The 26,020-nt window shown below is 61.2% G+C and carries 26 protein-coding genes; 20 read left to right on the top strand and 6 right to left on the bottom strand.

The window, feature by feature from the left end; genetic code table 11:
* The first annotated feature begins 123 nt into the window (after window positions 1–123).
* The 3 genes from QOV41_RS06960 (at window position 124) to QOV41_RS06950 (ending at window position 3,419) form a co-directional block, all read left to right on the top strand.
* Window positions 124–1,023: a TolB family protein gene (locus tag QOV41_RS06960; RefSeq protein ID WP_284580415.1), complete on the top strand. Its 900-nt coding sequence runs from the start codon at window positions 124–126 to the stop codon at window positions 1,021–1,023.
* 59 nt (window positions 1,024–1,082) lie between these two features.
* On the top strand, window positions 1,083–2,714 hold the full coding sequence (locus QOV41_RS06955) for an alpha-amylase family protein (RefSeq protein WP_284580414.1): 1,632 nt from the start codon (window positions 1,083–1,085) through the stop codon (window positions 2,712–2,714).
* 129 nt (window positions 2,715–2,843) lie between these two features.
* Complete coding sequence (locus QOV41_RS06950) at window positions 2,844–3,419, top strand: superoxide dismutase family protein (RefSeq protein WP_284580413.1); 576 nt, start codon at window positions 2,844–2,846, stop codon at window positions 3,417–3,419.
* Window positions 3,420–3,457: 38 nt separating this feature from the next.
* Here the strand turns inward: QOV41_RS06950 and QOV41_RS06945 are convergent, their stop codons facing one another.
* Window positions 3,458–3,922, bottom strand: coding sequence for an Lrp/AsnC family transcriptional regulator (locus QOV41_RS06945; protein WP_284580412.1), 465 nt, complete (start codon window positions 3,920–3,922; stop codon window positions 3,458–3,460).
* A gap of 121 nt (window positions 3,923–4,043) precedes the next feature.
* On the opposite strand from QOV41_RS06945, the gene ald reads away from it, so the two are divergent.
* The 17 genes from ald to ureG all read left to right on the top strand — a co-directional run bounded on the left by ald (window position 4,044) and on the right by ureG (window position 18,861).
* On the top strand, window positions 4,044–5,162 hold the full coding sequence (gene ald, locus QOV41_RS06940; protein WP_284580410.1) for an alanine dehydrogenase: 1,119 nt from the start codon (window positions 4,044–4,046) through the stop codon (window positions 5,160–5,162).
* A 490-nt stretch (window positions 5,163–5,652) separates the two neighbouring features.
* Window positions 5,653–6,960, top strand: coding sequence for an urea ABC transporter substrate-binding protein (urtA, locus tag QOV41_RS06935; protein ID WP_284580409.1), 1,308 nt, complete (start codon window positions 5,653–5,655; stop codon window positions 6,958–6,960).
* Between the two features lie 63 nt (window positions 6,961–7,023).
* Window positions 7,024–8,631, top strand: coding sequence for an urea ABC transporter permease subunit UrtB (gene urtB / locus QOV41_RS06930; protein WP_284580408.1), 1,608 nt, complete (start codon window positions 7,024–7,026; stop codon window positions 8,629–8,631).
* 25 nt (window positions 8,632–8,656) lie between these two features.
* Complete coding sequence (urtC, locus tag QOV41_RS06925; RefSeq protein ID WP_284580406.1) at window positions 8,657–9,871, top strand: urea ABC transporter permease subunit UrtC; 1,215 nt, start codon at window positions 8,657–8,659, stop codon at window positions 9,869–9,871.
* A gap of 3 nt (window positions 9,872–9,874) precedes the next feature.
* A complete protein-coding gene (gene urtD, locus QOV41_RS06920) occupies window positions 9,875–10,624 on the top strand; it encodes an urea ABC transporter ATP-binding protein UrtD (protein WP_284580405.1) in 750 nt (249 codons plus the stop codon).
* A gap of 1 nt (window position 10,625) precedes the next feature.
* Entirely contained in the window at window positions 10,626–11,327 is a 702-nt protein-coding gene (gene urtE / locus QOV41_RS06915) for an urea ABC transporter ATP-binding subunit UrtE (protein ID WP_284580404.1), read from the top strand.
* Between the two features lie 50 nt (window positions 11,328–11,377).
* Window positions 11,378–12,181 (top strand): urease accessory protein UreD, encoded by an 804-nt coding sequence (locus QOV41_RS06910; RefSeq protein WP_284580403.1) that lies wholly within the window; start codon window positions 11,378–11,380, stop codon window positions 12,179–12,181.
* Window positions 12,182–12,191: 10 nt separating this feature from the next.
* Window positions 12,192–12,494, top strand: coding sequence for an urease subunit gamma (locus QOV41_RS06905; RefSeq protein ID WP_284580402.1), 303 nt, complete (start codon window positions 12,192–12,194; stop codon window positions 12,492–12,494).
* Between the two features lie 12 nt (window positions 12,495–12,506).
* Window positions 12,507–12,812: an urease subunit beta gene (locus tag QOV41_RS06900; protein ID WP_284580401.1), complete on the top strand. Its 306-nt coding sequence runs from the start codon at window positions 12,507–12,509 to the stop codon at window positions 12,810–12,812.
* Between the two features lie 45 nt (window positions 12,813–12,857).
* Window positions 12,858–13,259: a hypothetical protein gene (locus QOV41_RS06895; RefSeq protein ID WP_284580400.1), complete on the top strand. Its 402-nt coding sequence runs from the start codon at window positions 12,858–12,860 to the stop codon at window positions 13,257–13,259.
* Window positions 13,260–13,271: 12 nt separating this feature from the next.
* Window positions 13,272–14,981: an urease subunit alpha gene (ureC, locus tag QOV41_RS06890; protein WP_284580399.1), complete on the top strand. Its 1,710-nt coding sequence runs from the start codon at window positions 13,272–13,274 to the stop codon at window positions 14,979–14,981.
* A 70-nt stretch (window positions 14,982–15,051) separates the two neighbouring features.
* Window positions 15,052–16,143, top strand: a complete 1,092-nt coding sequence (locus QOV41_RS06885; RefSeq protein ID WP_284581210.1) for a tetratricopeptide repeat protein — start codon at window positions 15,052–15,054, stop codon at window positions 16,141–16,143.
* A 70-nt stretch (window positions 16,144–16,213) separates the two neighbouring features.
* Window positions 16,214–16,600, top strand: coding sequence for an MliC family protein (locus tag QOV41_RS06880; protein WP_284580398.1), 387 nt, complete (start codon window positions 16,214–16,216; stop codon window positions 16,598–16,600).
* A gap of 80 nt (window positions 16,601–16,680) precedes the next feature.
* Entirely contained in the window at window positions 16,681–17,145 is a 465-nt protein-coding gene (locus tag QOV41_RS06875; protein ID WP_284580397.1) for an urease accessory protein UreE, read from the top strand.
* Window positions 17,142–17,804, top strand: a complete 663-nt coding sequence (locus QOV41_RS06870) for an urease accessory protein UreF (RefSeq protein ID WP_284580396.1) — start codon at window positions 17,142–17,144, stop codon at window positions 17,802–17,804. The genes QOV41_RS06875 and QOV41_RS06870 overlap by 4 nt, the downstream gene beginning before the upstream one ends.
* Complete coding sequence (locus QOV41_RS06865) at window positions 17,801–18,232, top strand: DUF3995 domain-containing protein (RefSeq protein WP_284580395.1); 432 nt, start codon at window positions 17,801–17,803, stop codon at window positions 18,230–18,232. The genes QOV41_RS06870 and QOV41_RS06865 overlap by 4 nt, the downstream gene beginning before the upstream one ends.
* On the top strand, window positions 18,229–18,861 hold the full coding sequence (gene ureG / locus QOV41_RS06860) for an urease accessory protein UreG (RefSeq protein ID WP_284580394.1): 633 nt from the start codon (window positions 18,229–18,231) through the stop codon (window positions 18,859–18,861). Before QOV41_RS06865 ends, ureG begins: the two co-directional genes overlap by 4 nt.
* 28 nt (window positions 18,862–18,889) lie before the next feature.
* Here the strand turns inward: ureG and QOV41_RS06855 are convergent, their stop codons facing one another.
* From QOV41_RS06855 to glgC, 5 genes are read right to left on the bottom strand one after another with little or no spacing between them, the layout of a single operon-like run.
* Window positions 18,890–19,621 carry a metallophosphoesterase gene (locus tag QOV41_RS06855; RefSeq protein WP_284580393.1) on the bottom strand — a complete coding sequence of 244 codons (732 nt, stop codon included), beginning with the start codon at window positions 19,619–19,621 and terminating at the stop codon, window positions 18,890–18,892.
* On the bottom strand, window positions 19,618–21,657 hold the full coding sequence (gene glgX / locus QOV41_RS06850) for a glycogen debranching protein GlgX (RefSeq protein WP_284580391.1): 2,040 nt from the start codon (window positions 21,655–21,657) through the stop codon (window positions 19,618–19,620). Before glgX ends, QOV41_RS06855 begins: the two co-directional genes overlap by 4 nt.
* A complete protein-coding gene (locus QOV41_RS06845) occupies window positions 21,644–23,278 on the bottom strand; it encodes an alpha-D-glucose phosphate-specific phosphoglucomutase (RefSeq protein ID WP_284580390.1) in 1,635 nt (544 codons plus the stop codon). The genes glgX and QOV41_RS06845 overlap by 14 nt, the downstream gene beginning before the upstream one ends.
* Window positions 23,259–24,719 (bottom strand): glycogen synthase GlgA, encoded by a 1,461-nt coding sequence (gene glgA / locus QOV41_RS06840; protein ID WP_284581209.1) that lies wholly within the window; start codon window positions 24,717–24,719, stop codon window positions 23,259–23,261. Before glgA ends, QOV41_RS06845 begins: the two co-directional genes overlap by 20 nt.
* Complete coding sequence (gene glgC, locus QOV41_RS06835; RefSeq protein WP_284580389.1) at window positions 24,719–25,990, bottom strand: glucose-1-phosphate adenylyltransferase; 1,272 nt, start codon at window positions 25,988–25,990, stop codon at window positions 24,719–24,721. Before glgC ends, glgA begins: the two co-directional genes overlap by 1 nt.
* Window positions 25,991–26,020: the final 30 nt, after the last annotated feature.

Raw genomic sequence — 26,020 nt, 5'->3', positions numbered from 1 at the left:
CTCTTAGCGATCCTGGAAATTGGTCCCGTATGTAGGGCAAGCGCCCGCGAGGAGCAACGGGGGTGGCGAGCAGTGGCTGAGTAGGTTACCTTCCCCGCTCAAGAACCGACTTAGGGGCATACCATGACCTTTGCGTTCCCACGCCGCGGCCGCACGCTGGCCGCCGGGCAGCGATCCGAACTGACCGTGATCGACCTCCAAGGCAATAAAGAGGTGCTGCTGACCGTGAATGCCGCTATCGAGGCACCCAATTGGTCACCCGATGGCAAATGGCTGGTGTTCAATGCCGGCGGCTGCATCTATCGCATGCCAACCGACGCGAGTGCCGGGCCCGAGCAGATCGATGCCGGCCGACTGATCGACCTCAACAATGACCACGTGATCTCGCCCGACGGCAGCACTATCTATGTCAGCTCCGATGATGGTCACATCTATGCGGTGCCTTTCAGCGGGGGTGCCCCCCGACGCGTTTCGAACGAACACAGCACCCCCTTTCACTACTACCTGCATGGGATCTCGCCTGACGGGCGCACCCTTTCCTATGTGGCGGTCGAAAAGAAGGGGCCGGAGCGGCGCGTCAACGTCTTCACCATCCCCTCTGCCGGCGGGCCCGACCTGCAACTGACCCATATGTCAGTTCCCAATGACGGTCCGGAATATTCGCCCGACGGCCGGTGGATCTATTTCAACTCCGAGCTGGCCGCGAGCCAGCCGGGCCATGCGCAGATCTTCCGCATGCATTCGGGCGACGGCAGTGGGCTAGAGCAGTTGACCTTCGACGCCTGCGTGAACTGGTTTCCGCATGTCTCCCCCGACGGGCAGCACGTGGTGTTCCTTAGCTATCCGGCTGGGACGATCGGGCATCCAGCGGACAAGGAGGTCAAGTTGCGGCTGATGACTCCAGACGGCGACGATCAGCGCGAGCTGGTCAGCTTCTTTGGTGGCCAGGGCACCATCAACGTCAATAGCTGGGCTCCCGACAGTGCGCGGCTTGCCTATGTTGCCTACCCGCTAAGCACCTAATCCGGAACGGGTTTGGCCTGCTCCCGTTGCGTAGATCGCGGAACGGGAAAGGAGCGGGAATGCCCAACCTCTGGTACAAGAATGCCGTCATCTATTGCGTGGACGTCGAGACCTTCATGGACGGCAATGACGATGGGGTCGGCGATTTTGCCGGTCTCGCGCATCGGCTGGATCATCTTGAGCGGCTTGGCGTCACCTGCATCTGGCTGAATCCGTTCTATCCATCGCCCAACCGCGACAACGGCTACGACATCACCGATTACTACAATGTCGACCCGCGCTACGGCTCGCTGGGCGATTTCGTGGAGTTCATGCAGGCGGCCGAAGACCGGGGGATGCGCGTGATCGTCGATCTCGTGGTCAATCACACCTCTATCGATCACCCCTGGTTCCAGGCGGCTCGTTCAGACCCTAAATCGCACTACCGCGACTGGTACGTCTGGAGCGAGGACAAGCCGGAGAACATCCACGAAGGGATCATTTTTCCGGGGGTTCAGGAAGCCATCTGGTCCTATGACAAGGCTGCCAAGGCCTGGTACCTCCACCGCTTCTACGACCATCAGGCGGACCTCAATATCGCCAATCCGCAAGTGCGCGAGGAGATCCTCAGGATCATGGGGTTCTGGCTCGCGCTGGGGGTCTATGGGTTCCGCGTCGATGCGGTACCGTTCCTCATCGAGCAGAAGGGCATCAAGAAGGAAAGCCACTCTAACCCCCACGATTTCCTGAGCGAGATGCACGACTTCCTAGCCTGGAGACGCGCCGGAGCGGTGCTGCTCGCCGAGGCGAACATTCCCTATGACCAGTCCGACGAGTTCTTCGATGGCGGCGACCGGATGAGCATGATCTTCGACTTCCCGCTCAACCAGCACGTCATGCTCGGCTTTGCGCGCCGCACTGCAGCGCCAGTTCGCCGTGCCCTGGAGCACCGACCAAAGCCCGGCGGAACAGCCCAATGGACCAATTTCCTACGCAGCCACGATGAGTTGAGCCTCGAACGCCTGACCATCGAGGAGCGGCAGGAGTGCTTCGAAGCGTTCGGTCCCAAGCCCAATATGCAGATCTACGACCGCGGTCTGCGCCGGCGCCTGGCAGGCATGTTCGAGGGCGACCAAGACCGGCTGCGGCTCGCCTATTCCCTCCTATTCGCGCTGCCGGGGACCTGCATGCTTTGGTATGGCGAGGAGATCGGCATGTCGGAAGACCTGTCCCTCAAGGAACGGGCGGCGGTGCGGACGCCCATGCAGTGGAGCGATGACCAGAACGGCGGCTTCTCCACGGCTGACGCCAAGCAACTGGTTCGGCCGGTCAGGGAGAAGGGGCCGTTCGGCTACAAGGAGGTCAATGTTTCCGAGCAGGTCCGCCATCCAGAATCCCTGCTCAAGGTCATCAGTGAGATGATCGCAACGCGCCGGAGTGCGCCTGAGATTGGCTGGGGCGAAGCCAGTATTATCGACGTGGGCGATGACGAATTGCTGGTGCTCCGCTGTGACTGGCGAGGGGATACCGTCGTGACGCTGCATAATTTCTCCGAAAAGGACAAGCAGGTGCGGTTGGAGCTTGAGGGCATCAGTCGCTTCTTGCCCATGCTGATCGGCAACAAGCCCATGGCGATTATTCCGGCCGATGAGCCGATTAAGCTGCCGCCTCTCGGCTATTGCTGGCTGCGCTGTGAGAACGAGCGGCACTGAAATAGCAACGGACTGTGGCGCCGTTTGGCACCCAATGGCGCGAAATGGGGGAACAATATGCGGGAACAGGTGCGGCCGGCATTCGTTGGCAAGGGAGCGTCGCTTCGCAACAACGAAAGGACCATTCCCATGCATAAGACACTTCTATTGACCTCCGCATTCGCCCTGGCACTTAGCCTGCCTGCAGCTGCGCAGGACACCACCACTGCCAGCAGCCCGGACGCCAAGGGCGGCAATTCCGCGCTCGCGGTTTTCACCGACACGGACGGCAATGAAATCGGTTCCGTGACACTGACGCCCGGCGAGAGCGGCGTCACCATTGCAGGTGGTCTGCGTGATGTCACCCCGGCCGGCCCGCATGGCATCCACTTTCACCAGACAGGCGACTGTGATGCCTCGGGCAATTTTGAATCCGCCGGCTCACACTTCAACCCAACGGACATGGACCACGGGCTGGAGAGCGAAGATGGCCCGCATGTGGGTGACTTGCCCAACGTGACGGCTGCCGAGGATGGCACGGTGGAGATCGATCTCACCAGCGAGTTGGTATCCCTAACCGAGGGTGAGGAAGGCTATCTCTTTGACGAGGACGGCACGGCTATTGTTCTGCATGCCGGCGAGGACGACCAGATGACCGATCCTTCCGGCAATTCGGGCGACCGGATCGCCTGCGCCGTCGTGGAAGCCGGCGCTGCCGTCGAATAACTTCTTTTCAGCCCCGGCCTTATGCCGGGGCTTTCCTGCTAGATCGGCAGACCCATCCGCGCCTTTACGGTGCGGATGCTCATGTTGGAATGGATGCGCGCCACGCCCGGTAGGCGGGCACTTAGCCGCCGGTGCACGCGCTCGAAATCTTCATGGTCCCGACAGACGATGCGCAGGATATAGTCCGATTGCCCGGCCATCAAATGGCACTCGAGCACCTCCGGAATATCGCGCACCGCTGACTCGAACGCCTCCAGCGCGGTTTCGCTCTGGCTGTTGAGCCCCACTTCGATAAAAAACTGCATGGCATAGCCCAGCCGCTTGGCGTTGAGCACGGCCCTATAGCCTTCCACCAACCCTCGGTCTTCCAGCCCCTTAAGACGGCGATGGCAGGCGGATGCCGATAGACCGACGAGCTCGCCCAAATCCTGCACGCTGCGGCGGCTATCCTCCTGGAGCGCACGCAAGAGCTTCCGGTCTATGGCATCGATCTGCAATTCCATTGCGCGTGCTAGCCCAACCTTCGAACTATTTCCAGAAGTGGGACAGTTTTGCGCGCAGTTTGCAAGGACATTTCGCCACAGCCTTGCTCTGCTGTCTGCTTAAGCAGCACGGGAGACGAGAATGCGAATTGGGGTGCCCAAAGAAATCAAAAACCATGAATATCGGGTCGGCCTGACACCCGAGAGCGTGGCAGAGCTGACCCATCTGGGACATCAGGTTCTGATCGAAACCCAGGCTGGCGCCGGGATTGGCGACAGCGACGAGGACTATCGCGCCGCCGGCGCCGAGATCGCCCCCGATGCGCAGGCGGTTTTTGAGAGCGCCGAAATGATCGTCAAGGTCAAGGAGCCCCAGGCAATTGAACGTGCAATGCTGCAACGGGGGCAATTACTGTTTACCTATCTACACTTGGCGCCCGATCCTGATCAGACCCGTGAGTTGGTTAGTTCCGGCGCCACGGCCATTGCCTATGAAACCGTGACGGATAGCAGCGGCGCCCTCCCGCTGCTCAAGCCCATGAGCCAGGTTGCCGGCCGCATGTCGATCCAGGCCGGCGCCACCGCATTGGAGAAGGCGCATGGCGGCCGCGGCGTGTTGCTCGGCGGCGTTCCCGGCGTGCAACCGGCCAAAGTTGTCATCCTGGGGGGCGGTGTGGTCGGTTTTCATGCGGCGGAGAATGCCGTCGGTCTCCAGGCCGACGTCACCATTTTCGACAAAAGCCCAATGGCCCTGGAGCGCCTTTCCAGCCACTTCGGCGCCCGGGCGCGCGTGCTTTACTCCAACAAGGCGGCCATCGCCGAGCAAATCGCCAACGCCGATCTCGTCATCGGGGCAGTGTTGATACCGGGTGCATCGGCGCCCAAGCTGGTAACGCGCGAAATGCTGTCGACCATGAAGACGGGTGCGGTGCTCGTCGATGTCGCCATCGACCAGGGCGGATGTTTCGAGACCTCCCACCCTACCACGCATGCCGAACCCACCTTCGTGATAGATGGCATCGTGCACTATTGCGTTGCCAACATGCCCGGTGGTGTCGCGCGCACCTCTACCTACGCCCTCAACAATGCCACCCTGCCCCATGTCACGCGACTGGCGAGCAAGGGTTGGAAGGAGGCGCTCAAGGCCGACCCGCATTTGCGCGCTGGCCTCAACGTTTGGGATGGCAAGGTCACCTGCGAGCCCGTCGCCAAGGTGCAGGGCTACGACTATGTCGCGCCCGAACTGGCACTCGCCAGCTAGCAAAAGAAAAAGGGCGCGAAACCGAAGTTTCGCGCCCCCACCGGAGACACCACAAAGGAGCGTCAGCCTCTGCGGCAGTCCACCGATCGATTGGCGTCCGGGGAGGAGACGAACGCCAAAACTTGTCCGGTGCAGGGGAGGTTTTCGTGTTGCCCGGTCCGTCGATTAACGGCACGACCACACTTGAGTTCCGCGCAATTTCATCTGTGATCAGAACGGCCTCGGGCGCCGGATGCGCCAGCGAAGGAGGTAACTGCGCAGCTCACAGGCACGGCGCAACGGCTAAATTGCTCAACAAATAATCAGGTCATGTTTCATCTGGGCGGAAAATAGGCGCACTGCCTCCATGCGGCCTCGCCTAGCATGAAAGTTCACGGCCGATCGCCGGCTTCTTTTCCTCGGATTCAATACCTTAGCCTCCGCCCCCGTGGGCTGGCACGACCCTTGCAAATTCCTCGACGGTGCAACCACACAACTGTCGGAGGAAAACATGACAGTGTTAAACCGCATGATTGCGGGACTGGGGCTTGGCGTAACACTGGCGACCACAGCGGTAGCCGTACCGGCGATCGCGCAGGATGAAGGTCCGATCAAGGTCGGCATCCTCCACTCGCTGTCGGGTACGATGGCGATCTCGGAAACTACCCTTAAGGACACCATGCTGTTCCTGATCGAACAGCAGAACGAAGCCGGCGGCGTGCTCGGCCGGCAACTCGAACCGGTGGTGGTGGACATCGCCTCGGACTGGCCGTTGGCCGCCGAACTTGCTCGCCAGCTGATCGAAGTGGACGACGTCGATGTCGTCTTCGGCTGCTGGACGTCTGTATGCCGCAAGTCGGTCCTGCCGGTCTTCGAAGAACTCAACAGCCTGCTCTTTTATCCTGTGCAGTACGAAGGCGAAGAATCGCAGCGCAATGTCTTCTATACGGGCGCCTCTCCCAACCAGCAGGCGATCCCCGCCGTCGACTACCTTATGAACGAGGAAGGCGTAGAGCGCTGGGTGTTGGCCGGCACCGACTATGTCTATCCGCAGACCACCAACAAAATCCTTGAGCAGTACCTCATGGATAAGGGCGTGGCCTCCGAAGACATCATGATCAACTATACGCCGTTCGGTCATTCCGACTGGCAGACGATCGTTTCTGACATCAGCGCCTTTGGCTCAGAAGGCAAGAAGACTGCCGTGGTCTCCACCATCAACGGTGACGCCAACGTGCCCTTCTACCGTGAACTGGCCAACCAGGGCATTGCCGCCGAGGACATTCCTGTCGTCGCTTTCTCGGTGGGTGAAGAAGAGCTCTCCGGTTTTGACACCACGCCGCTGGTGGGCCATTTGGCTGCCTGGAACTACTTCATGAGCGTCGAAACGCCAGAAAACGAAGAGTTCATCGCCGCTTGGCAGGACTATATCGGCTCCACCGATCGCGTCATTAACGACCCAATGGAAGCCCACTATATCGGCTTCAACCTGTGGGTGAAGGCGGTGGAAGAAGCCGGCACCACTGAGACGGACGCCGTCATCGATGCCATCGTCGGCCTTGAAACGCCGAACCTGACCGGCGGTACCGCCGAGATGCTCCCCAACCACCACATCACCAAGCCCGTGCTGATCGGCGAAATCCAGGACGACGGGCAGTTCTTCGTCGTGTGGGAAACCGAGGATCTGGTGCCCGGTGACGCCTGGTCGGACTTCCTGCCCGAGAGCGCCATGCTGGAGGCTGATTGGACCGCCCCGATCAACTGCGGCAACTACAACACCGAGACGGAAACCTGCGGCGGCACGGCTGCGGCCGAGTAGGCGTAGACCATCCTCGCAGGGGCGGTTTGCCGCCCCTGCTCTTCGACGACGAGGCTATCCCCCATGCTCCTGCTCCGCGCCGCTCGCTTTCTGCTGCTGATCCTTGCGCTGACGACCGCCGCTACGGCACAACAGACCAGCGCCGACATACCCTCGCGGATCGCCGCCATGGGCGAGGCCAAGCTGCGCGAACTCGAGGAAATCGTCGCCGATCTTGCCGCCACGGGCGATCCGGCGATCGTTCCGACCTTGCAGGCCCTCGCCGCGGGCGATCTCTATTATGACGAAGTGGGTGGCGGCGTTTACATTCAGCGTGGCAGTGCCCTGCTCGAGCCGCTGAGCGGAGAGGAAGTGGAAGCGCCTGCTGGCGCCGACCTCTCCCGCATTCGGGTCAACAACAGCCTCCGCCGCGATATCGGTTCGGCGCTCAGCTTCATGACGTTGATGAGCGACAATCCCCGGACCCGCCTGAGTGCGGCGCAGTCCCTGCAGGCCAATCCAGATCCCGCGAACCTGCCGCTGCTCGATGAGGCTATCACGGCCGAGACCAACGCCGATGTGCTCAGAACCATGCGGACAGCGCACGCGGTCACGATCCTTGCCAGCGCAGAAGCGAGCTTGGAGGACAAGCAGACAGCCATTCCCGTGGTGGTGCAAAATGGCGGGCGCAACGCCATCACCATTCTAAGCGCTGCCCGTAGCACTGTGCCGGAAGAACTCCAGCCAGCCCTGCAGTCGGCCATAGCCGGGCTCGAACAGGAGCGCGCTATTTGGGCCGCGCTGCAGAACGTCTGGTTCGGCCTGTCCCTGGGATCGGTCCTGCTGCTCGCCGCCATTGGGCTGGCGATTACCTTTGGCGTGATGGGCGTCATCAACATGGCGCATGGCGAGATGGTGATGCTGGGCGCCTACACAACCTTTATGGTCCAAAGCGTGATCCGCACCTCGTTCCCCGGGCTCCTCGACTATTCTCTCGCGATCGCCCTGCCTGCAGCATTCCTGTTCACAGGCCTTGTCGGGATTGCCATCGAACGCGGCATCATCCGTTGGCTTTATGGACGGCCGCTCGAAACGCTGCTGGCCACCTGGGGCCTGTCACTGATCTTACAGCAGACGGTGCGGACGATCTTCGGGCCCACCAACCAGATGGTCATTGCCCCAAGCTGGATGTCCGGTACCTTCGATTTCTACGGTCTTGCCATTACTAATAATCGCCTCTGGATCGTTGTGTTTGCCCTCACGGTCTTTGCGCTGCTTCTGGTCGTGCTCAACCGCACCCCGCTTGGCCTGCAGATGCGCGCCGTTACGCAGAACCGCCGCATGGCCTCGGCCATGGGGATCAGGACCCCCTTTGTCGATGCCATGACCTTCGGACTGGGCTCGGGCGTTGCTGGCCTTGCCGGTGTGGCGTTGACCCAGATCGACAATGTCTCGCCCAATCTCGGCCAGGCTTACATCATCGACAGCTTCATGGTGGTGGTGTTCGGCGGTGTCGGCAATCTTTGGGGCACGCTGATCGGTGCCATGACGCTGGGTATCGCCAACAAATTCCTCGAGCCCTATGCAGGCGCGGTACTCGGCAAGATCCTGATCCTCGTCCTCATCATCCTCTTCATCCAGCGCCGGCCGCGCGGTCTGTTCGCGCTCAGGGGCCGGGCGGTGGAAGCATGAGTCGAGAGAACCCGGGAGCACGCCCATGATCACGCAGGCCCTCTTCCGCGCCCTCGACAAGAAGGCAAGCTGGCTCGTCGGCATTTTTCTCGCCGTGGCGCTGTTGGTGCCGCTTGCCAACCTGCTCATTCCACCGGGGCAGTTCGGGCACGTGCCGACCTATCTGGTGTCGCTAATGGGCAAGTATCTGAGCTACGCCATTCTGGCGCTGGCCCTGGACCTGGTCTGGGGATATTGCGGCATCCTTTCGCTCGGGCACGGCGCCTTTTTCGCCCTTGGGGGCTATGCCATGGGCATGTATCTGATGCGCCAGATCGGCAACCGCGGCGTCTATGGCAATCCCGTGCTGCCTGACTTCATGGTGTTCCTGAACTATCAGGAACTGCCCTGGTACTGGCTGGGATTCGACCAGTTCTGGTTCGCCTGCGCCATGGTGGTGCTGGTGCCCGGGCTCTTGGCTTTCATCTTCGGCTTCCTCGCCTTCCGCAGCCGCGTCACCGGGGTTTACCTCTCCATCATCACCCAGGCGATGACCTTCGCGCTCCTCCTGGCGTTCTTCCGCAACGACATGGGGTTCGGCGGCAATAATGGCCTGACCGACTTCAAGGAAATCCTCGGCCAGCCCCTCCAGGCGCAAACTACCCGCTCGGCGCTTTTTGCCGCCACGGCAATCGCCCTGGCGCTCTCGGTTCTGGTGTGTTCGATGATCGTCAATTCCAAGCTGGGCAAGGTGATGATTGCCGTGCGCGACGCCGAGAGCCGCACCCGGTTCATCGGCTATCGCGTGGAATATGTGAAGCTGTTCGCTTTTGTGGTCTCGGCCGTGATGGCGGGTATTGCGGGGGCGCTCTATGTGCCGCAGGTGGGCATCATCAATCCCAGCGAGTTTGAGCCAAGCAACTCCATCGAGGTGGTCATCTGGACCGCTGTCGGCGGGCGCGGCACGATTGTGGGGCCGATCATCGGCGCCATCCTCGTCAACCTGGGCAAGTCCTATTTCACCAGCGCCCTACCCGATCTGTGGCTCTTCGCGCTGGGTGCCCTCTTCGTGTTCGTGACCCTCTTCATGCCCAAGGGCATCGTTGGTCTGCTGGGGCAATACCGCAAGTTGACGACGAAACGCGAGACCACCGATCACCAGCCGCCGGAACTTTCGCCGGCGCAGTCCCGTGCTGCCGAGCGCGGGGTGGAACCGACCACGTTCGGTCCCGACCATGCTCAACCCAAGCCAGCGGAGTAAAAGATGAGCTCGGCAAACGATACCATGCTCTATCTCGATGGCGTGTCGGTGGCCTTCGACGGCTTCAAGGCGATCAACAATCTCTCGGTGATCGTCCGGCCGGCGGAAATGCTCGCCATTATCGGCCCGAATGGGGCCGGCAAAACAACCATGATGGACATCATCACCGGCAAGACCCGGCCCGACAGTGGAGACGTTCTGTTCGACGGCCGGACGGACCTCACCAAGCTCGACGAGGCCACCATCGCCAATTTGGGCATCGGCCGAAAATTCCAGAAGCCGACAGTGTTCGAGAGCCACACGGTTTGGGACAATCTGGAGATGGCGCTCAAGAAGCCGCGCAGCATCTTTCAGACACTGTTCTACACCGCCAGCCAGGGCGATATAGACCGCATCACCGAGATACTCGAGACCGTGCGCCTCCTTGGCCGCAAGGATGATCTCGCCGCCGATCTCAGTCATGGCCAGAAGCAGTGGCTCGAAATTGGCATGCTGCTGGCGCAGGATCCAAAGCTCCTCTTGGTCGACGAACCAGTGGCCGGCATGACCGATAGCGAGACCATAGAAACGGCCAAACTGCTCAAGGAAATCGCCAAGACGCGCTCTGTCGTCGTTGTTGAACACGACATGAGCTTTGTTCGCGACCTTGGCTCCCGCGTCACCTGCCTGGCGGAAGGGGCAGTATTGGCGGAGGGCTCCCTTGAGCAGGTCAGCGCTAACCCTATCGTCATCGAACGCTATCTGGGACGCTAGCATGACCGCCCTCTCCATCGACGCGATCGATCTGCACTATGGTGCCGCTCAGGCCCTGCGCCGCGTATCCATCGAGTGCCAACCCAACCGCATCACCGCCGTGCTGGGGCGGAACGGGGTGGGCAAGTCCTCCACGCTGCGCGCTATAACCGGCATCAACGCCGTTACTGCAGGCGACATCACCCTGGGCGAGACGATGCTGCGCCGCACGCCGCCCTATAAGCGGGCGCGCATGGGCATCGGCTATGTGCCGCAAGGCCGCGAGATCTTCCCCCTGCTCACGGTCAAGGAAAACCTCGAAACCGGTTATGCCGGGCTCAAGCGCTCGGACCGGAACGTACCAAGCTATATCTTCGAGCTCTTTCCGGTGCTCAAATCCATGCTGGGACGGCGCGGTGGCGACCTTTCTGGGGGGCAACAGCAGCAATTGGCCATTGGTCGGGCGCTGGTCACGCGGCCCAAGGTGTTGGTGCTGGACGAGCCGACCGAGGGCATCCAGCCCTCCATCATCAAGGATATTGGCCGCGCATTGCAGTTCCTTCGCGACGAGAAGGGCATGACCATTCTCCTGGTCGAGCAATTCCTCGACTTTTGTCGCGAGATCGCCGACGACATCTATGTGATGGACCGCGGTGAGATCCAGCACACCGGGCCGGCGAGCGATCTCGACCGGCCGGATGTGCGTCGTCACCTGATGGTCTGAACGCAGGGGCGAAGCTATTGGAAGCGATTGTGCAGCCGCAGGCAAGTGCGATGCAGCGCGCCCGCGGTGTGGCACGCTTAGCCACGAAGCAGCGGAATGGTCAAACACATCTGAAACAGCTTTATCAGGACGGCTGCGCCAAGATCAGGCTGCCCAACACGCATTCCGATGCGCTCGAAGCCGTGCTGATCAACACCGCAGGCGGCCTAACGGGGGGCGACGACCTCCAATGGTCGGCAGAGATCGCGCCAGCGGGACGGGCCGTGATCACCACCCAGGCCTGTGAGCGCATTTACCGTTCCATTGGCGGGGCGGCACAGGTGCGGACCAAACTGCACGTGGGGGAAGGCGCCCATCTCGATTGGCTGCCGCAGGAGACAATCCTGTTCCAGTCGAGTGCCTTGCAGCGTAGCATCGAGATAGATCTGGCGCCGGAAGCAAGTGTCACAGCGGTGGAGGCGATCTTGCTGGGACGGGACGCCATGGGGGAAGAAGCACGCGATGCCCGCTTGCGGGACAATTGGCGCATTCGCCGCAACGGCCGCTTGCTCCATGCGGAAGCGACACAGTTGAGCGGCGCACCGGCCGAGCGCAACGGGATATCGCTGCTCGCGGGGAACCGCGCCCTGGCCACGATTGTGCACGTTGCGGCGGACGCCGAGCGCGTAGTCGGACGACTGGAGCGGGTCCGCAACTTGATGGCCGATGATGGATCGATCGGTGCGAGCGCCATGGGCGAGCGGCTTGTGGTTAGGGTTTTGGCGCAGAGTGGGCTTGCGCTCCGCCGCCGCATCGTCCCAATTCTGTACGAACTCTCTGGCGCCGGCACATTGCCGCGCCTTTGGCATCTATAGGACGATTGCGATGAACCTCACCCCGCGAGAAAAAGACAAACTGCTCATTGCCATGGCCGCGATGGTGGCGCGCAAACGCCTCGAGCGAGGCGTCAAACTCAACCACCCTGAAGCCATAGCTCTCATTACTGACTTCGTGGTCGAGGGGGCCCGTGACGGCCGGCCGGTAGCAGAACTGATGGAAGCGGGCGCTCATGTGGTGAACAGAACTCAGGTGATGGAGGGCATCGCCGAGATGATCCACGATGTGCAGGTGGAAGCCACTTTTCCCGACGGCACCAAGCTGGTGACCGTCCACCAACCGATCCGCTGAAGGAGAACGGGGATGATCCCAGGTGAAGTCATCACCCAGTCGGGAGAGATCGAGCTCAATCGCGATCTGCCGCAAGTCACCATTGAAGTGGCCAATTCCGGCGACCGCCCCATTCAGGTGGGTTCGCATTACCACTTCTTTGAGACCAATGAGGGCTTGCGCTTCGACCGCGAGCAGGCCCGTGGCATGCGCCTCGACATTGCTTCGGGCACCGCCGTTCGGTTTGAGCCGGGGCAAACCCGCGAAGTGCGGCTGATCCCGATGGGTGGAGACAGAACCGTCTTCGGCTTTCGCCAGAAGATCATGGGCAAGCTCTAGGGTGTGGGATAAACGGGCGGCACCCCATTATCCCCGGATCAAGCCATGACCACCAAAGAAGAACAGTTCAAAACCCGCTTCGCGAGCGTGCTAGCCGATCTCCACCAGGACGGTGTTGAGGATGGTGAGGCCATGTTCCTGCTGGGCGCCGGTGCAGCCCGCATCTGTGACATGGGCCAGAAAGCCAGCTGGACCGAACTCAAGCAGGCTCTCTCCCAAGCAGACTATGACCGGCTGATCGAGCAATGCCGCACCGAGGGCAACAGCTATGCCGCCGAAGGCAAGCAGAAAGCTGCCTACGCCATCCAGGCACTGGCCATGTCACTCGTCGCTCGCACGCAGACCGACCCGGATATCCGGGAGGGAGAGCGACTGCTCGATGCGGTGATCGACAAGACCGTCGCCAACTATCGCCAACACGCGCAATCGCCCAACCGGGCCAACTAGCCGGAGCCACCAATGCCCGCTCGCATTCCCCGCGCCACCTATGCCGACATGTATGGCCCCACCACGGGCGACAAGGTCCGTCTGGCGGATACCGAGCTCTTCATCGAAGTTGAAAAGGATTTCACCACCTATGGCGAGGAGGTGAAGTTCGGCGGCGGCAAGGTGATCCGGGACGGCATGGGTCAATCCCAACGTACCCGTGCGGAAGGTGCCGTGGATACCGTTATCACCAACGCCCTCGTTGTCGACGTCACCGGCATTTACAAAGCCGATATCGGCTTGAAGGACGGGGTGATCGCAGCCATCGGCAAGGCGGGCAATCCCGATACGCAACCGGGCGTCGACATCATCATCGGCCCCTCGACCGAGGCCATTGCCGGCGAAGGCCGCATTCTGACCGCGGGCGGTATGGACGCCCATATCCACTTCATCGCTCCCCAGCAGATCGAGGAAGCGCTGATGAGCGGCATTACGACGATGTTGGGCGGTGGGTCAGGACCGGCGCATGGGACACTTGCGACCACCTGCACCGGGGCCTGGCATATCCAGCGCATGATCGAGAGCTTTGATGCCTTTCCCATGAACCTGGCTTTAGCTGGAAAAGGCAATGCCTCGCTGCCGGCACCGCTGGCGGAAATGATCCTAGCCGGCGCCGCCTGCATGAAGCTGCACGAGGATTGGGGCACCACCCCGGCCGCAATCGACAACTGCCTTGCGGTGGCCGACGACTACGACGTCCAGGTGATGATCCACACCGACACGCTCAATGAGAGCGGCTTTGTGGAAGACACTATCGCAGCGCTCAAGGGCCGCACCATCCATGCCTATCACACCGAAGGGGCTGGCGGCGGGCACGCACCCGACATCATCAAGGCCGTGGGGTTCCCCAATGTGATTCCCTCCTCCACCAACCCGACCCGGCCCTATACGGTCAACACCATCGCCGAACATCTCGACATGCTGATGGTCTGCCACCACCTCGATCCATCGATTCCCGAGGACGTGGCTTTCGCCGAGAGCCGTATCCGCAAGGAGACCATTGCGGCCGAAGACATCCTCCACGACATGGGCGCCTTTTCGGTTATCGCGTCGGACAGCCAGGCCATGGGTCGAGTTGGTGAGGTAATCATCCGCACCTGGCAGACAGCAGACAAGATGAAGCGGCAGCGCGGTCGCCTGCCGGAGGAAACCGGTGAGAACGACAACTTCCGCGTGAAGCGGTATATTGCGAAGTACACGATCAACCCAGCCATCGCCCATGGCATGAGCCAGCACATCGGCTCGATCAAAGTTGGCAAGCGCGCCGACCTGGTGCTGTGGCACCCCGCTTTCTTTGGGGTGAAGCCCGAAATGATCCTCCTTGGAGGCTCTATCGCTGCGGCACCTATGGGCGATCCGAACGCCTCCATTCCGACGCCGCAGCCCATGCACTATCGGCCCATGTTTGCTTCCTTCGGCAAGCTCCTCACGCGCTCTTCGGTGGTTTTCGTGTCTCAAGCTGCCCACGACGACGGGCTGCGGAACAAGCTCGGGGTGGAAAAGCAACTCCTGCCGGTCAAGAACACGCGGAGCGGCATCGGCAAGGCCGCGATGGTGCACAATGCCGCCACGCCGCAAATCGAGGTTGACCCGGAGACTTATGAAGTGCGGGCGGATGGCGAACTCTTGACCTGCGAGCCAGCGACAGTTCTTCCTATGGCGCAACGCTACTTTCTGTTCTGAGACCTTTCTCGGGGCAGAGATTTGAAGGAGTCGCCACCTGGCTAAGAACCGCAACGCCAAGTTGGACCCGGTGCTCGCGCCCCAGTCCGCAGCCATGCTCGCGCAAGCGGGCAAGCTGCGCGCTGCGGGCAAAGTTGCCGAAGCGGCGGCAGTTTGTGTGGAACTGATCAAGCGAGACCCCGAGAACGCCGATGGCCTGTTGCTGCTGGGCTCGCTGGCCATGCAGACAGGAGCCACTGAACTTGCAATTGGCAGCCTGGAGCGGGCGGTCGCGGCTGCGCCAAAATCGGCCGATGCTTACATCCGCCTCGGCGAGGCGCTGACCGCGGGAAAGCGTGCCCAAGACGCCGTGACCGTGTTTCGCAAGGCGCTGACGCTACGCCCCAAAGACGGAGCCGCATTCCGAGGATTAGCCCAGGCCCAGCTGGACGCCGGCAACCGCGACGATGCTCTCAAGAGCTTTCGCAAGGTGCTTACAGTTCTTCCGTATGATCAGTACGCCGCGCACATGGCGGCGGCGCTGAGCGGCGAGCCTAGCAAGCTCACCTCCAGCTATGTGCAGGATTTGTTCGACCATTACTCCGAGCACTTCGACCAACATCTGACGGAAACTCTTGGCTACCGCGTTCCGGCGGCGATCCGGGATACGCTCGGCCGGCACCACTCGGCGGGCGGGTTGACAGCGCTCGACCTGGGCTGCGGCACCGGACTTGTTGCCCTCGAACTGCAAGGCATCGTTGAGGCGATCGACGGAATCGACATTTCCCGGCAGATGGTCGCCAAGGCGCGGGAGCGCGGACTCTATCGTGAGCTCCGAGCGGGCGATCTAATGGAGGTTCTGAGCCGCGACCAAGCCTTTAGGGGGCCTTATGACCTTGTCACGGCTGCCGATGTCTTCATTTATGTGGGGCAACTCGAAGAGGTATTCCCGGCCATTTGCCAGGTGCTGACGCCAGCAGGACTGTTCGCTTTCTCGGTGGAACACTCCATGGAAGAACCAGTCGCGGTACGATCCAGCGGACGCTTCGCACATTCAGTGGATTATATCGGCACTCTTGCCGACCAGCACGGATTTCGGCTTTTGGAGCGGCATGACATGCCGATCCGCCATGAGCGGAATGAACCCATTCCCGGCGCGCTTTATCTCCTGCAGGCGGAGTGATCACAGTGGAACAAAGACAAAATTCTGCCGCGCACACCTGCTGTTCTACCCTGGGGCATTTCGGAGGAACATGATGATCTCCAGACTATCGGTTGCGCTTGCAGCCCTTCTTCTTTCCGCTGGTGCGGCTTCGGCGCTCGAGGCGAACCTGCAAATCGAACTAAGCGGCAATGTCAGTGATTTCGAACGGCGTACCGTCACTTATGACTGCGGCACCGAGGCGCCGCTCACCGTCACTTATGTGAACTCTGCACCCAACTTCCTGGCCATGGTCACGCCCCCGGACGAAACCGAGGCGCGTCTGTTTGCTGCCGTGCTCTCTGCATCGGCTGCACGCTATGCGTCTGGCCAGTGGGTCTGGTGGCAGAGCGGCCCCGAGGCCGAACTCTATGACCAAACTCAAGGCGAGGACGCCGACCCGGTCCTGAGTTGTTCGGAAGTGATCAACACCCCGTAGCTCTCCGCGTCCCTCATCCACGAGGCCTTCGTGACGGCAAGGGCTGATTGCCTTGCCGTCATTGAACCAGAAAGACTCTGATGCTCCGCGCTATTACCCACCTGCCTGCTGACACCAGCCGCCCCGCCCCGCTCGATACGATTACCCTTGCCTTTGACGAGCGCCGCTTGCGTCGCAAAGTCCTAACGACGAAGGGCGGTACGGAGGTTCTGCTCGACTTTCCGCAGGTGGTTACGCTGGAGCACGGCGGGGCCCTCGAGCTGGAAGATGGCAGCCATGTCGAAGTCCGGGCAGCCGAGGAATTGTTGTACGCGGTGCGGGGCCGCGACACCGCGCATCTGGTGCGGCTCGCCTGGCACATAGGCAACAGGCATACACCGGCCCAATTGGAGATGGATCGGTTGCTCATCAAGCGCGATCATGTGCTCAAGGCAATGCTCGAAGGGCTGGGCGCCAAGGTAGAGAACGCGACCGAGCCGTTTTTTGCCGAGCATGGCGCTTATCACAGCCATGGTGAGCATGGGCATGCTTTGCTCGCCCGATGAGTGCCGCTTCGGACCTACAGAAACTCCTCACCTGGCTCTCCCCGGCGTTCCCCGTGGGGGCATTCGCCTGGTCGGCCGGGCTGGAAAGCGCCATTGCACGGAGCACAGTCATCGATGGGGCCACCACGCAGGACTGGATAGTGGGCGCGCTGCAGCATGGCAGCATGCGGACCGACGCCATCTTGTTGGCTGCAGCGCACCGGCAAACGGCATCTCAAGAAGCGCTACAAGAGCTCTCCGATCTCTGCCTGGCCCTGGTTCCGGCTCGGGAGCGACTGGACGAAACCACCATCACGGGAGGGTCCTTCGCCGCTGCGGTAACGGCCTGGCCCATGCCGCTGCCGGTGGAGCTACCCAGCCCCTGCCCTTACCCGATCGCAGTAGGCGCCATGGCTGGTGCCCACAAGATTGCGCTCGATGCGGTGCTGCTCGCCTGGCTCACCGCTTCGGTTCACAGCCAGGTTTCGGTAGCGGTGCGGCTGGTGCCGATCGGCCAGTCGGATGGTCTGGCGATCATGGCAGCGCTCGAAGCGCAGATCGCCGCATTGGCGGCGCAGTGCGAGCGTGCCACACTGGACGACATCGGATCGGTGGCCTATGCCGCCGACATCGCCCAAATGACGCACGAAACACTCACCACGAGAATATTCCGTTCATGAGCATGCTGATCTCCTCGTTCATGTTCATCCCGCTGCTTGCGGTCAGCTTCGCCCATTTGTTGTGGTCGTTCGGGCAGACCTGGCCCATCCGGGACGAGAAGCTGCTGGCGCAAACTGTTGTTGGCTTCGAGGGCGTCGAGCGCATGCCGCCGCGCCTTGCATCCTTGATGGTTGCAGTGGGAACCCTTGCGGCAGGCATCATCGCTTTGGCCCTGGCCGATCATGATGGCGGCGGGGCGTCGCTAACGCTGCTGGGTTTCGCTCTCGCAGTCATATTTCTGGCGCGCGGCGTGGCCGGATACACCGATTGGTGGGTGAGCAAGACGCCCGAGCCAATCTTCCGGCTTAATGACCGGCGGGTCTATTCGCCGCTTTGTCTTTTCCTTGGCGCCGGCTTTCTGGTGCTCGTCCTTATGAGGCTGCTATGAAATCGCTTAACGGCCCTCTGCGCATCGGCATCGGCGGCCCTGTGGGGTCTGGCAAGACGACACTGTGCGAGATGCTCCTCAAGGCCATGCGGGATCGCTACTCGATGGCGGTGGTGACCAATGACATCTACACGCGGGAAGACGCGCTGATCCTCGCTCGCGTGCAGGCGATCTCGGAAGACCGCATCGTGGGTGTCGAGACGGGTGGCTGCCCGCACACTGCCATTCGTGAGGACGCTTCGCTCAACCTGGCAGCGATCGATGAGCTGAACCGCAAGTTTCCCGATCTCGACATCATTCTCATCGAAAGCGGTGGGGACAATCTCGCCGCCACCTTCTCGCCCGATCTGGCCGACATCACCATCTATGTGATCTCGGTCGCGCAAGGCGAGAAGATCCCCCGTAAAGGTGGGCCGGCGATCTCCCGGTCGGACCTGTTGGTCATCACCCACACGGACCTGGCGCAATATGTCGGCGCGAGCGTCGAGGTGATGGAGAGCGATACGCAGAAGGTGCGCGAAGGTCGGCCATATGTGTTCACGGATTTGCTGCGCCGCGAGAGCCTCGAGGAGATCATCGGCTTCATCGAAAAGATGGGCGGATTCACCAGCATACAGGCTGCCGAATAGCTGCTGCCCCCACTGCCTGTGATGGCCGTTAGTCGGTCACCATCACCACATGGCTGACCAGCCGCTTTTCCGACCAGTGATGCAGCAGAAGACCCGGCGGTTCAACGATAGTGGGCTCCCGGCCATTGAGCCGAAGCTTATTGGCTCTCGCCACTGAAGGAGCCATGGTCGCGGGCCGGCCGGCAAATTGCGTGAACAGCGGCCTATGCACATGGCCACAGGTCAGAAGAACGATCTCGGCCTCCGACCGATTGATGACATCCGCCAATTCGTCACCACTCCGACAGATGTTCTTGTCTTTTCCATCGATGCCGCACAGGAATGGATGCTGGTGTTGGAAGATGATCGTAGGCGCGTCACCCCCGGGAAGTGTCGCCTTGAGCCAGTCGAGCACCTGCCCCGCCTCGCCGTGATGCGCGCCGGGAACGGTGACATCAAGCCCCACTAGACGAAGATCGCCAGCGTTGGCGCTTGAATTGAGCGGTCCCGCCTCGGCCCAGTCATGCAGGTCGCCGAATGCGTTGCGCAGTTTTTCGCGGTCATCAACATTACCCGGCACGATCGAGAAGCCGCTGCCCAAATCCTCGAAGCGCTCCCGGATCTCCGCATAGCTTTCTCGTTGCTCAGCTTCGGCTAGATCACCACTGACGATCAGCCAATCCGGACGGACCGGCCGCAGCCACTTAAGCACGCGATCGAGCCGGTCGAGGGCCTCGCGGCTTCCATCGGCATGAATGTCGCTCAACTGCGCAACGATCATGAGCTGGCTACCTCTGGACGTATTAGGGCAGTCACGGACCTCGGCGGCAAGGTTGCAGCGCCGCTCTCTCCGATTAGGTCCTCAATGCCGTCCGAGGCGATACCCACGGTCCATTCGCCTTTCGGCAACTGAGCGCTCACCGGCTCAGCCTTGCGATTAAACCACACCAGGACCTCGTCCTTGCGATAGCGCAATTGCATCCCCAGCACTGATCCGGACGGATCGTGCCAGTCGCCTTCCGTCATCTCGCGTCCATCGGGATGGAGCCAGACGACGTCTCTCACACCTTGTTTGGCGCGGCCTGTTAGGAACTGGTCATGGGTAATGGCAGGATGAGATTTGCGGAACTCGTGCAGCTGGCACACGAAATCAACCAGATCGCCGTCAGCATTCTCCCAGTCGACCCAGGTGATCTCGTTATCCTGTGCGTAGGCATTATTGTTGCCCTGCTGGGTGCGGTAGAATTCATCGCCTTGTTGCACGAGCGGCAATCCGCGGGAAACGAAGAGCGTCGCCAGCAGGGCGCGCACGTCGTTTCGGCGAGCGGCGTTGATCGCCTCGTCGTCAGTCTCGCCTTCAACACCGCAGTTCCAAGACGAATTGTGGTTGTGTCCATCCCGGTTGTCTTCGCCATTGGCCTCGTTGTGCTTCTCGCTATAGGTCACGAGGTCCCGAAGCGTAAAACCATCGTGCACGGCCAGCATGTTGACGCCATGGTTTGGCTTCCGCCCGCCATGGTTGAATATGTCGGCCGAGCCGGCAACCTTGCCCGCTAGCGCGCCGATCTTTCCCGGGTCACCACGCCAGAAGGATCGCACCTGATCGCGGTAGGTATCGTTGTGTTCCTTGAACTCCTTGCCGAACTGGCCGAGCCCATAGCCACCAGGGCCGATGTCCCACGGCTCGGCAACCAGGATGCACTTGCTGAGGATCGGATCAGCCTTGATCTTCTGCAGCATCACCGCGTTCGGATTGAAACCCGGTTCGCGTCCAAGCACGGTGGCCAGATCGAAGCGGAAGCCGGAGACACCCATCTCCTGAACCCAGTAACGGAGACTATCGATCACCAGCCGCTGCGTGGCTGGATGGTCGCAGCGTAGCGTGTTGCCCGTACCAGTGTCGTTGACGAGCTGCTGCTTGCCGTCCACTTCCACGAAGCGATAATAGGTCTTTGCATCCAGCCCCATCAGGCTCAGCATTGGCCCCTGCGCATCTCCTTCGCCGGTATGGTTGTAGACCACGTCGAGGATCACCGAGATGCCGTTCTTGCGGTAGAGGTCAGTCATGTGCCGCAGCTCGTGCGGGCCGCGCGGTGCAAGGCGCGGGTCAACAGCCGAATAGGTTACGGGGTTGTAACCCCAAGCATTGGTCAGCCCCAGTGCCGGCAGATGGCCTTCGTCGATCCACGCTGCCGTGGGCATGAGCTGGAGCGTGTCCACCCCGATATATTTGAGATGATCGATGACCCGCTGGGTCGTCAGTGCCGCGATGGTGCCGCGCAGCGGCCCCTGCACGCTGGGATGCCGCATGGTGTAGCCGCGGACATTCATCTCGTAGAACAATCCCGGCCCCTTGCGGCGCGGCATTACCGGCTTCCAGGTGTCGCTGACGACGACCGCCTTAGGAACGAGGGGGGCAGTGTCCACGGCCTCTGATCGGTCCAGTCGGAGCCGCGGCGAACGCACGAAAACCCGGTCCAGTCGCTTGGCATAGGGATCGACCAACAGCTTCTGTGGGTCAAAGAACAGGCCTTGATCGGGATTGTACTCCCCGTCTGCTCGCAGCCCATATCTGGTGCCGGCACCCAGTCCCGCTATTCGAACCGCATGGATGTTGTCCTCGTGAACATCGGTGAGGAAGCGTTCGACTTCCTCGTCCTGCTCGTTGAAGATCGACACCCAAATAGCTGAGGCCGTTTCCGAGTAGACGGCAAAATTGATGCCGTCCTCGGTCAGCGTTGCGCCAAGGTTATCGGTGTTGCCACCGCCCGGTACGAGAACGGGACCCAACGGTCGAGCGACGTTAGGTGATGACACTGGGCTCGTCACGGCCGGTCCGCGATTTGATTCCCGCGATCTGGTCGGCGAAGGCGATGAGGGGTTCAAGGGCGGTCTGGGTATCAAGATCGTGCCTTCCGTCGGCAGCTTCGTAGCGCTCGAGGTAAAGGCGCAACGTGGCCCCGACAGTGCCGGTTCCACTTAAGCGCAGGACCACCCGGGAGCCATCAGTGAACCCGATCCGGATGCCCTGCCGGGCACTCGTCGAGCCATCCACCGGATCATGGTAGGTGAAATCGTCGGCATAGGCGACCTGCAGGTCATCTTCGAAATTCTTGCCGGGGAGTGCCGGCAGTTGCGCGCGCAGGTCCTCGACCAACTGGCTAGCAATTGTCGCATCGACCTCTTCGTAGTCGTGCCTTGTGTAGTAGTTTCGGCCGTAGGTCGCCCAGTGTTCGCGTACGATCTCGTCGACCGACTGCCGGCGGCTGGCAATGATATTGAGCCACAGCAGGACCGCCCAGAGACCATCCTTCTCGCGCACATGATTAGATCCAGTTCCCGCGCTCTCCTCGCCGCAGATGGTAACGCGCCCCGCGTCCAGCAGATTGCCGAAGAACTTCCATCCCGTCGGCGTCTCATGCATTTCGATGCCGAGTTTTTCGGCAACGCGATCCGCCGCAGCGCTGGTCGGCATGGAGCGGGCGATACCGGCGATGCCGGTGGCATAGCCCGGCGCAAGAGCGGCATTGGCCGCGAGTATGGCCAGTGAGTCCGACGGGGTGACGAAGCGGTTCTTGCCAATGATGAGGTTGCGGTCGCCATCCCCATCGGAGGCAGCGCCGAAGTCCGGTCCCTCGGGGGTCATCAGCAGGTCATGCATAGGCTTGCAATAGACGAGGTTCGGATCCGGATGCCCGTTGCCGAAATCGGGAGACGGCGTCCCGTTGATCACCGTTCCCTTGGGTGCGCCCAACATGTCCTCGAGGATCCGGTGCGCATAAGGGCCCGTGACCGCATGCATTGCGTCGAACGTCATGCGGAAGCCCGAGGCGAAAAGAGCCCGAATTAGGTCAAAGTCGAAGAGGGTCTCCATCAGGGCCGCGTAGTCGGTCACCGGATCAAGCACTTCGACGATCATGTCGCCCGAGTGCTGAACACCGATTTCCCCAAGCGCTACATCGGGCGCATCGACCATCTTGTAGCTGTCGATCACTTTGGTGCGGGCGTAGACCGCGTCCGTGATCTTCTCGGGCGCCGGACCGCCATTGCCCACATTGTACTTGATGCCGAAATCGCCTTCCGGGCCGCCGGGATTGTGGCTGGCCGAAAGTACAAGCCCGCCGAACGCCTTGTAGTGCCGGATGATGTGGCTGGCAGCAGGGGTGGAAAGAAGGCCGTTTTGACCCACCAGAACCCTGCCGAAGCCGTTCGCCGCGGCAAGCCGGATGGCCTTCTGAATGGCAACGTCGTTGTAGTAGCGGCCATCACCACCGATCACCAGGGTCTGCCCCTGGTAGCCCTCCAGGCAGTCAAAGATCGCCTGAATGTAATTCTCGACATAGTTCGGCTGTTGGTACACCGTGACGCGCTTGCGCAGCCCGGACGTGCCTGGCTTCTGATCCTGATAGGGTGTGGTCTTAATTGTCTGGATGGTCATATCGGCTGAGCCCGGTCAAATTTGCATAGAGATCGGCATAGCGTTCGGCGCTCGTTTCCCACGAGACGTCCGACTTCATGCCGCGTCGTTGGATCTTCCGCCACACGTCTTCGTCCGCGTAGAGCCGCACGGCCCTGCGAATGGCTTCATAGAGCGCGTGGCCATCATTGGGCTTGAACTGGATGCCGGTGGCCACCCCTGCAGCGAGCGCTGCCTGATTAGCATCTATGACAGTGTCAGCGAGCCCGCCCACGCGACTAACGACCGGCACGCAGCCATAGCGCAACCCATAAATCTGCGTCAGCCCGCAGGGTTCGAACCGTGATGGAATAACAATGGCGTCGGAGCCGCCTTGCATCTGATGCGAAAGTGGCTCGTTGTAGCCACTGGTAAAGCCCACCTTGCCCTTGTGGCGCTCGGCTGCATGGTGGAAGCCATCCTCAATCGCTTTCTCGCCCGAGCCCAGCACAACGAACTTGGCGCCAAGTTCCACTGCGCCGTCCAGCACCTGCAGCAGGAGGTCCATGCCCTTTTGTTGCGTCAGACGGCTGACGACGCAGAACAGTGGCCCCTCTTCTCCATCGAGGCCGAACGTCTCGACCAGAGCTGCCTTGTTGGCATGGCGCTTGTGAATGGTGTTGGCCGAATAAGTCTGCACCAGGGCCGGGTCGGTTGCGGGGTTCCACGCCTTGGTGTCGATGCCGTTGAGCACGCCCGACACAGTGTCCGCACGAGCATTGAGGAGGCCTTCTAGCCCCATGCCAAAGGCGGGCGTTCGGATTTCGTCGGCATAGGTGGGGCTGACCGTCGTCACGTAATCGGCGCATTGCATGCCCGACTTGAGGAATGATATGCCGCCATAGAACTCCACACCCTCGATGCCGAAGGCATGGGGCGGCAGGCGCAACTGGCTGAAGATGTCCGATCCGAAGAAACCTAGAAAGGCCATGTTGTGGACGGTCATCACCGTCTTTACGGCGCTTTCTGGTCCGAAGCGAATATAGGCGGGTGCAAGGCCAGCCTGCCAGTCATGCGCATGAATGACATTGGGCCGGTAGCCCTCGATCATGCCAAAGCCGAGTTGCGCGGCAACCCAGCTTAGACCGGCAAAGCGTTGCCAGTTGTCGGGCCAATCGCCGCCTTCGGGACCAACATAGGGGTTTCCAGGCCGGCCATAGAGAGGCGGACAGTCTATGACGATCACGTCCAGACTGTCGGCGCGGCCGGCGATCAGTTTAGCGGGAAAACCGAACAGATTGTCGATCTCGGCGGCGACACGACCACCATCGAGCTTTTCCAGCACGGCCGGATAGCCGGGGATCAGCGTGCGCATGGTGATGCCATAACCCGACAGCGCACCGGGCAAAGCACCCGCCACGTCGGCCAGGCCCCCTGTCTTGATCAGCGGGTAGACCTCGGAGGCAACCGAGAGAACTTCGATCATCTATCGGCCAGATATCGGTTGATCATCGCCTGAGTGACCAATGTCACCCCGTCGTCGGTCCGCCGGAACCACTTGGCGTCAAATTCAGGATCCTCGCCCACGACAAGCCCTTCGGGGATGGTGACGCCGCGGTCGATCACCACATTCTTGAGGCGCGCATTCCGGCCAATGTCGCAATAGGGCAGAACCACAGCATGCTCGAGTTCCGAATAGGAGTGCACGCGCGAACCGGTGGAAAGCAGTGTGCGGGACAGATGGCCACCCGAGATGATGCAATCGCCCGAGACCAGCGAGTTCACGGCAGATCCACGCCGGCCATCGAAGTCATGGACGAACTTGGCAGGTGGGGTGATCTCCGCATAGGTCCAGATCGGCCAATCACGGTCATAAAGATCAAGCTGCGGCTCGATGTCGGTGAGATCGATCGAAGCCTTCCAATAGGCGTCGATGGTACCGACGTCGCGCCAGTAGGAGACTTCTTCCTTGCTCGAGCGGACGCAGGAGCGGGTGAAGCGGTGAGCCCAGGCCGTGCCGTTCTTGACGATATAGGGAATGACATCCTTGCCGAAGTCACGGTTGGAACCTTCCGTCGCCGCGTCACGGCGCAACTGCTCCATCAGGAACCGCGTCTCGAAGACGTAGATGCCCATTGAAGCCAACGCCACTTCCGGCTTGTCCGGAATGCCCGGCGGGTCCTTGGGCTTTTCGATGAAGTCGATGACCCGATCACGCCCATCAACATGCATGACGCCAAAGCCCGTCGCTTCCATGCGCGGCACTTCAAGGCAGCCGATGGTCACATCGGCGCCGGTGTCCACATGCTGGCGGAGCATGATTTCGTAGTCCATCTTGTAGATGTGGTCGCCGGCTAGAATGACGATGTAGCGAGCGCCCGAATCCTCAATGATGTCCATGTTTTGGTAAACGGCGTCGGCGGTGCCGGCATACCACATGTCCTCGCGGACCCGTTGGCTGGCGGGCAGCACGTCGAAGCTCTCGTTGCGCTCGGGGCGCAGGAAGTTCCAGCCCCGCGACAGGTGTCGGATGAGGCTATGCGCCTGGTATTGCGTCGCGACGGAAATACGCCGGATGCCCGAGTTGATGGCATTCGAGAGCGCAAAGTCGATGATGCGTGACTTGCCGCCGAAATAGACGGCTGGCTTGGCGCGCCGGTCCGTCAATTCCATGAGGCGTGTGCCGCGCCCTCCTGCCAGCACGTAAGCCATGGCCTCACGGGCCAGCGGTGATGGTACTCTGTAGTCTGCCACTTCAATGCCCTCCACGACTCCCGTTCACCG

The organism is Devosia sp. RR2S18 (assembly GCF_030177755.1).
Lineage (GTDB): Bacteria > Pseudomonadota > Alphaproteobacteria > Rhizobiales > Devosiaceae > Devosia > Devosia rhizosphaerae.
The sequence above is the reverse complement of the archived record's forward strand: the minus strand, read 5'-3'. Positions and strand labels throughout refer to the sequence as shown.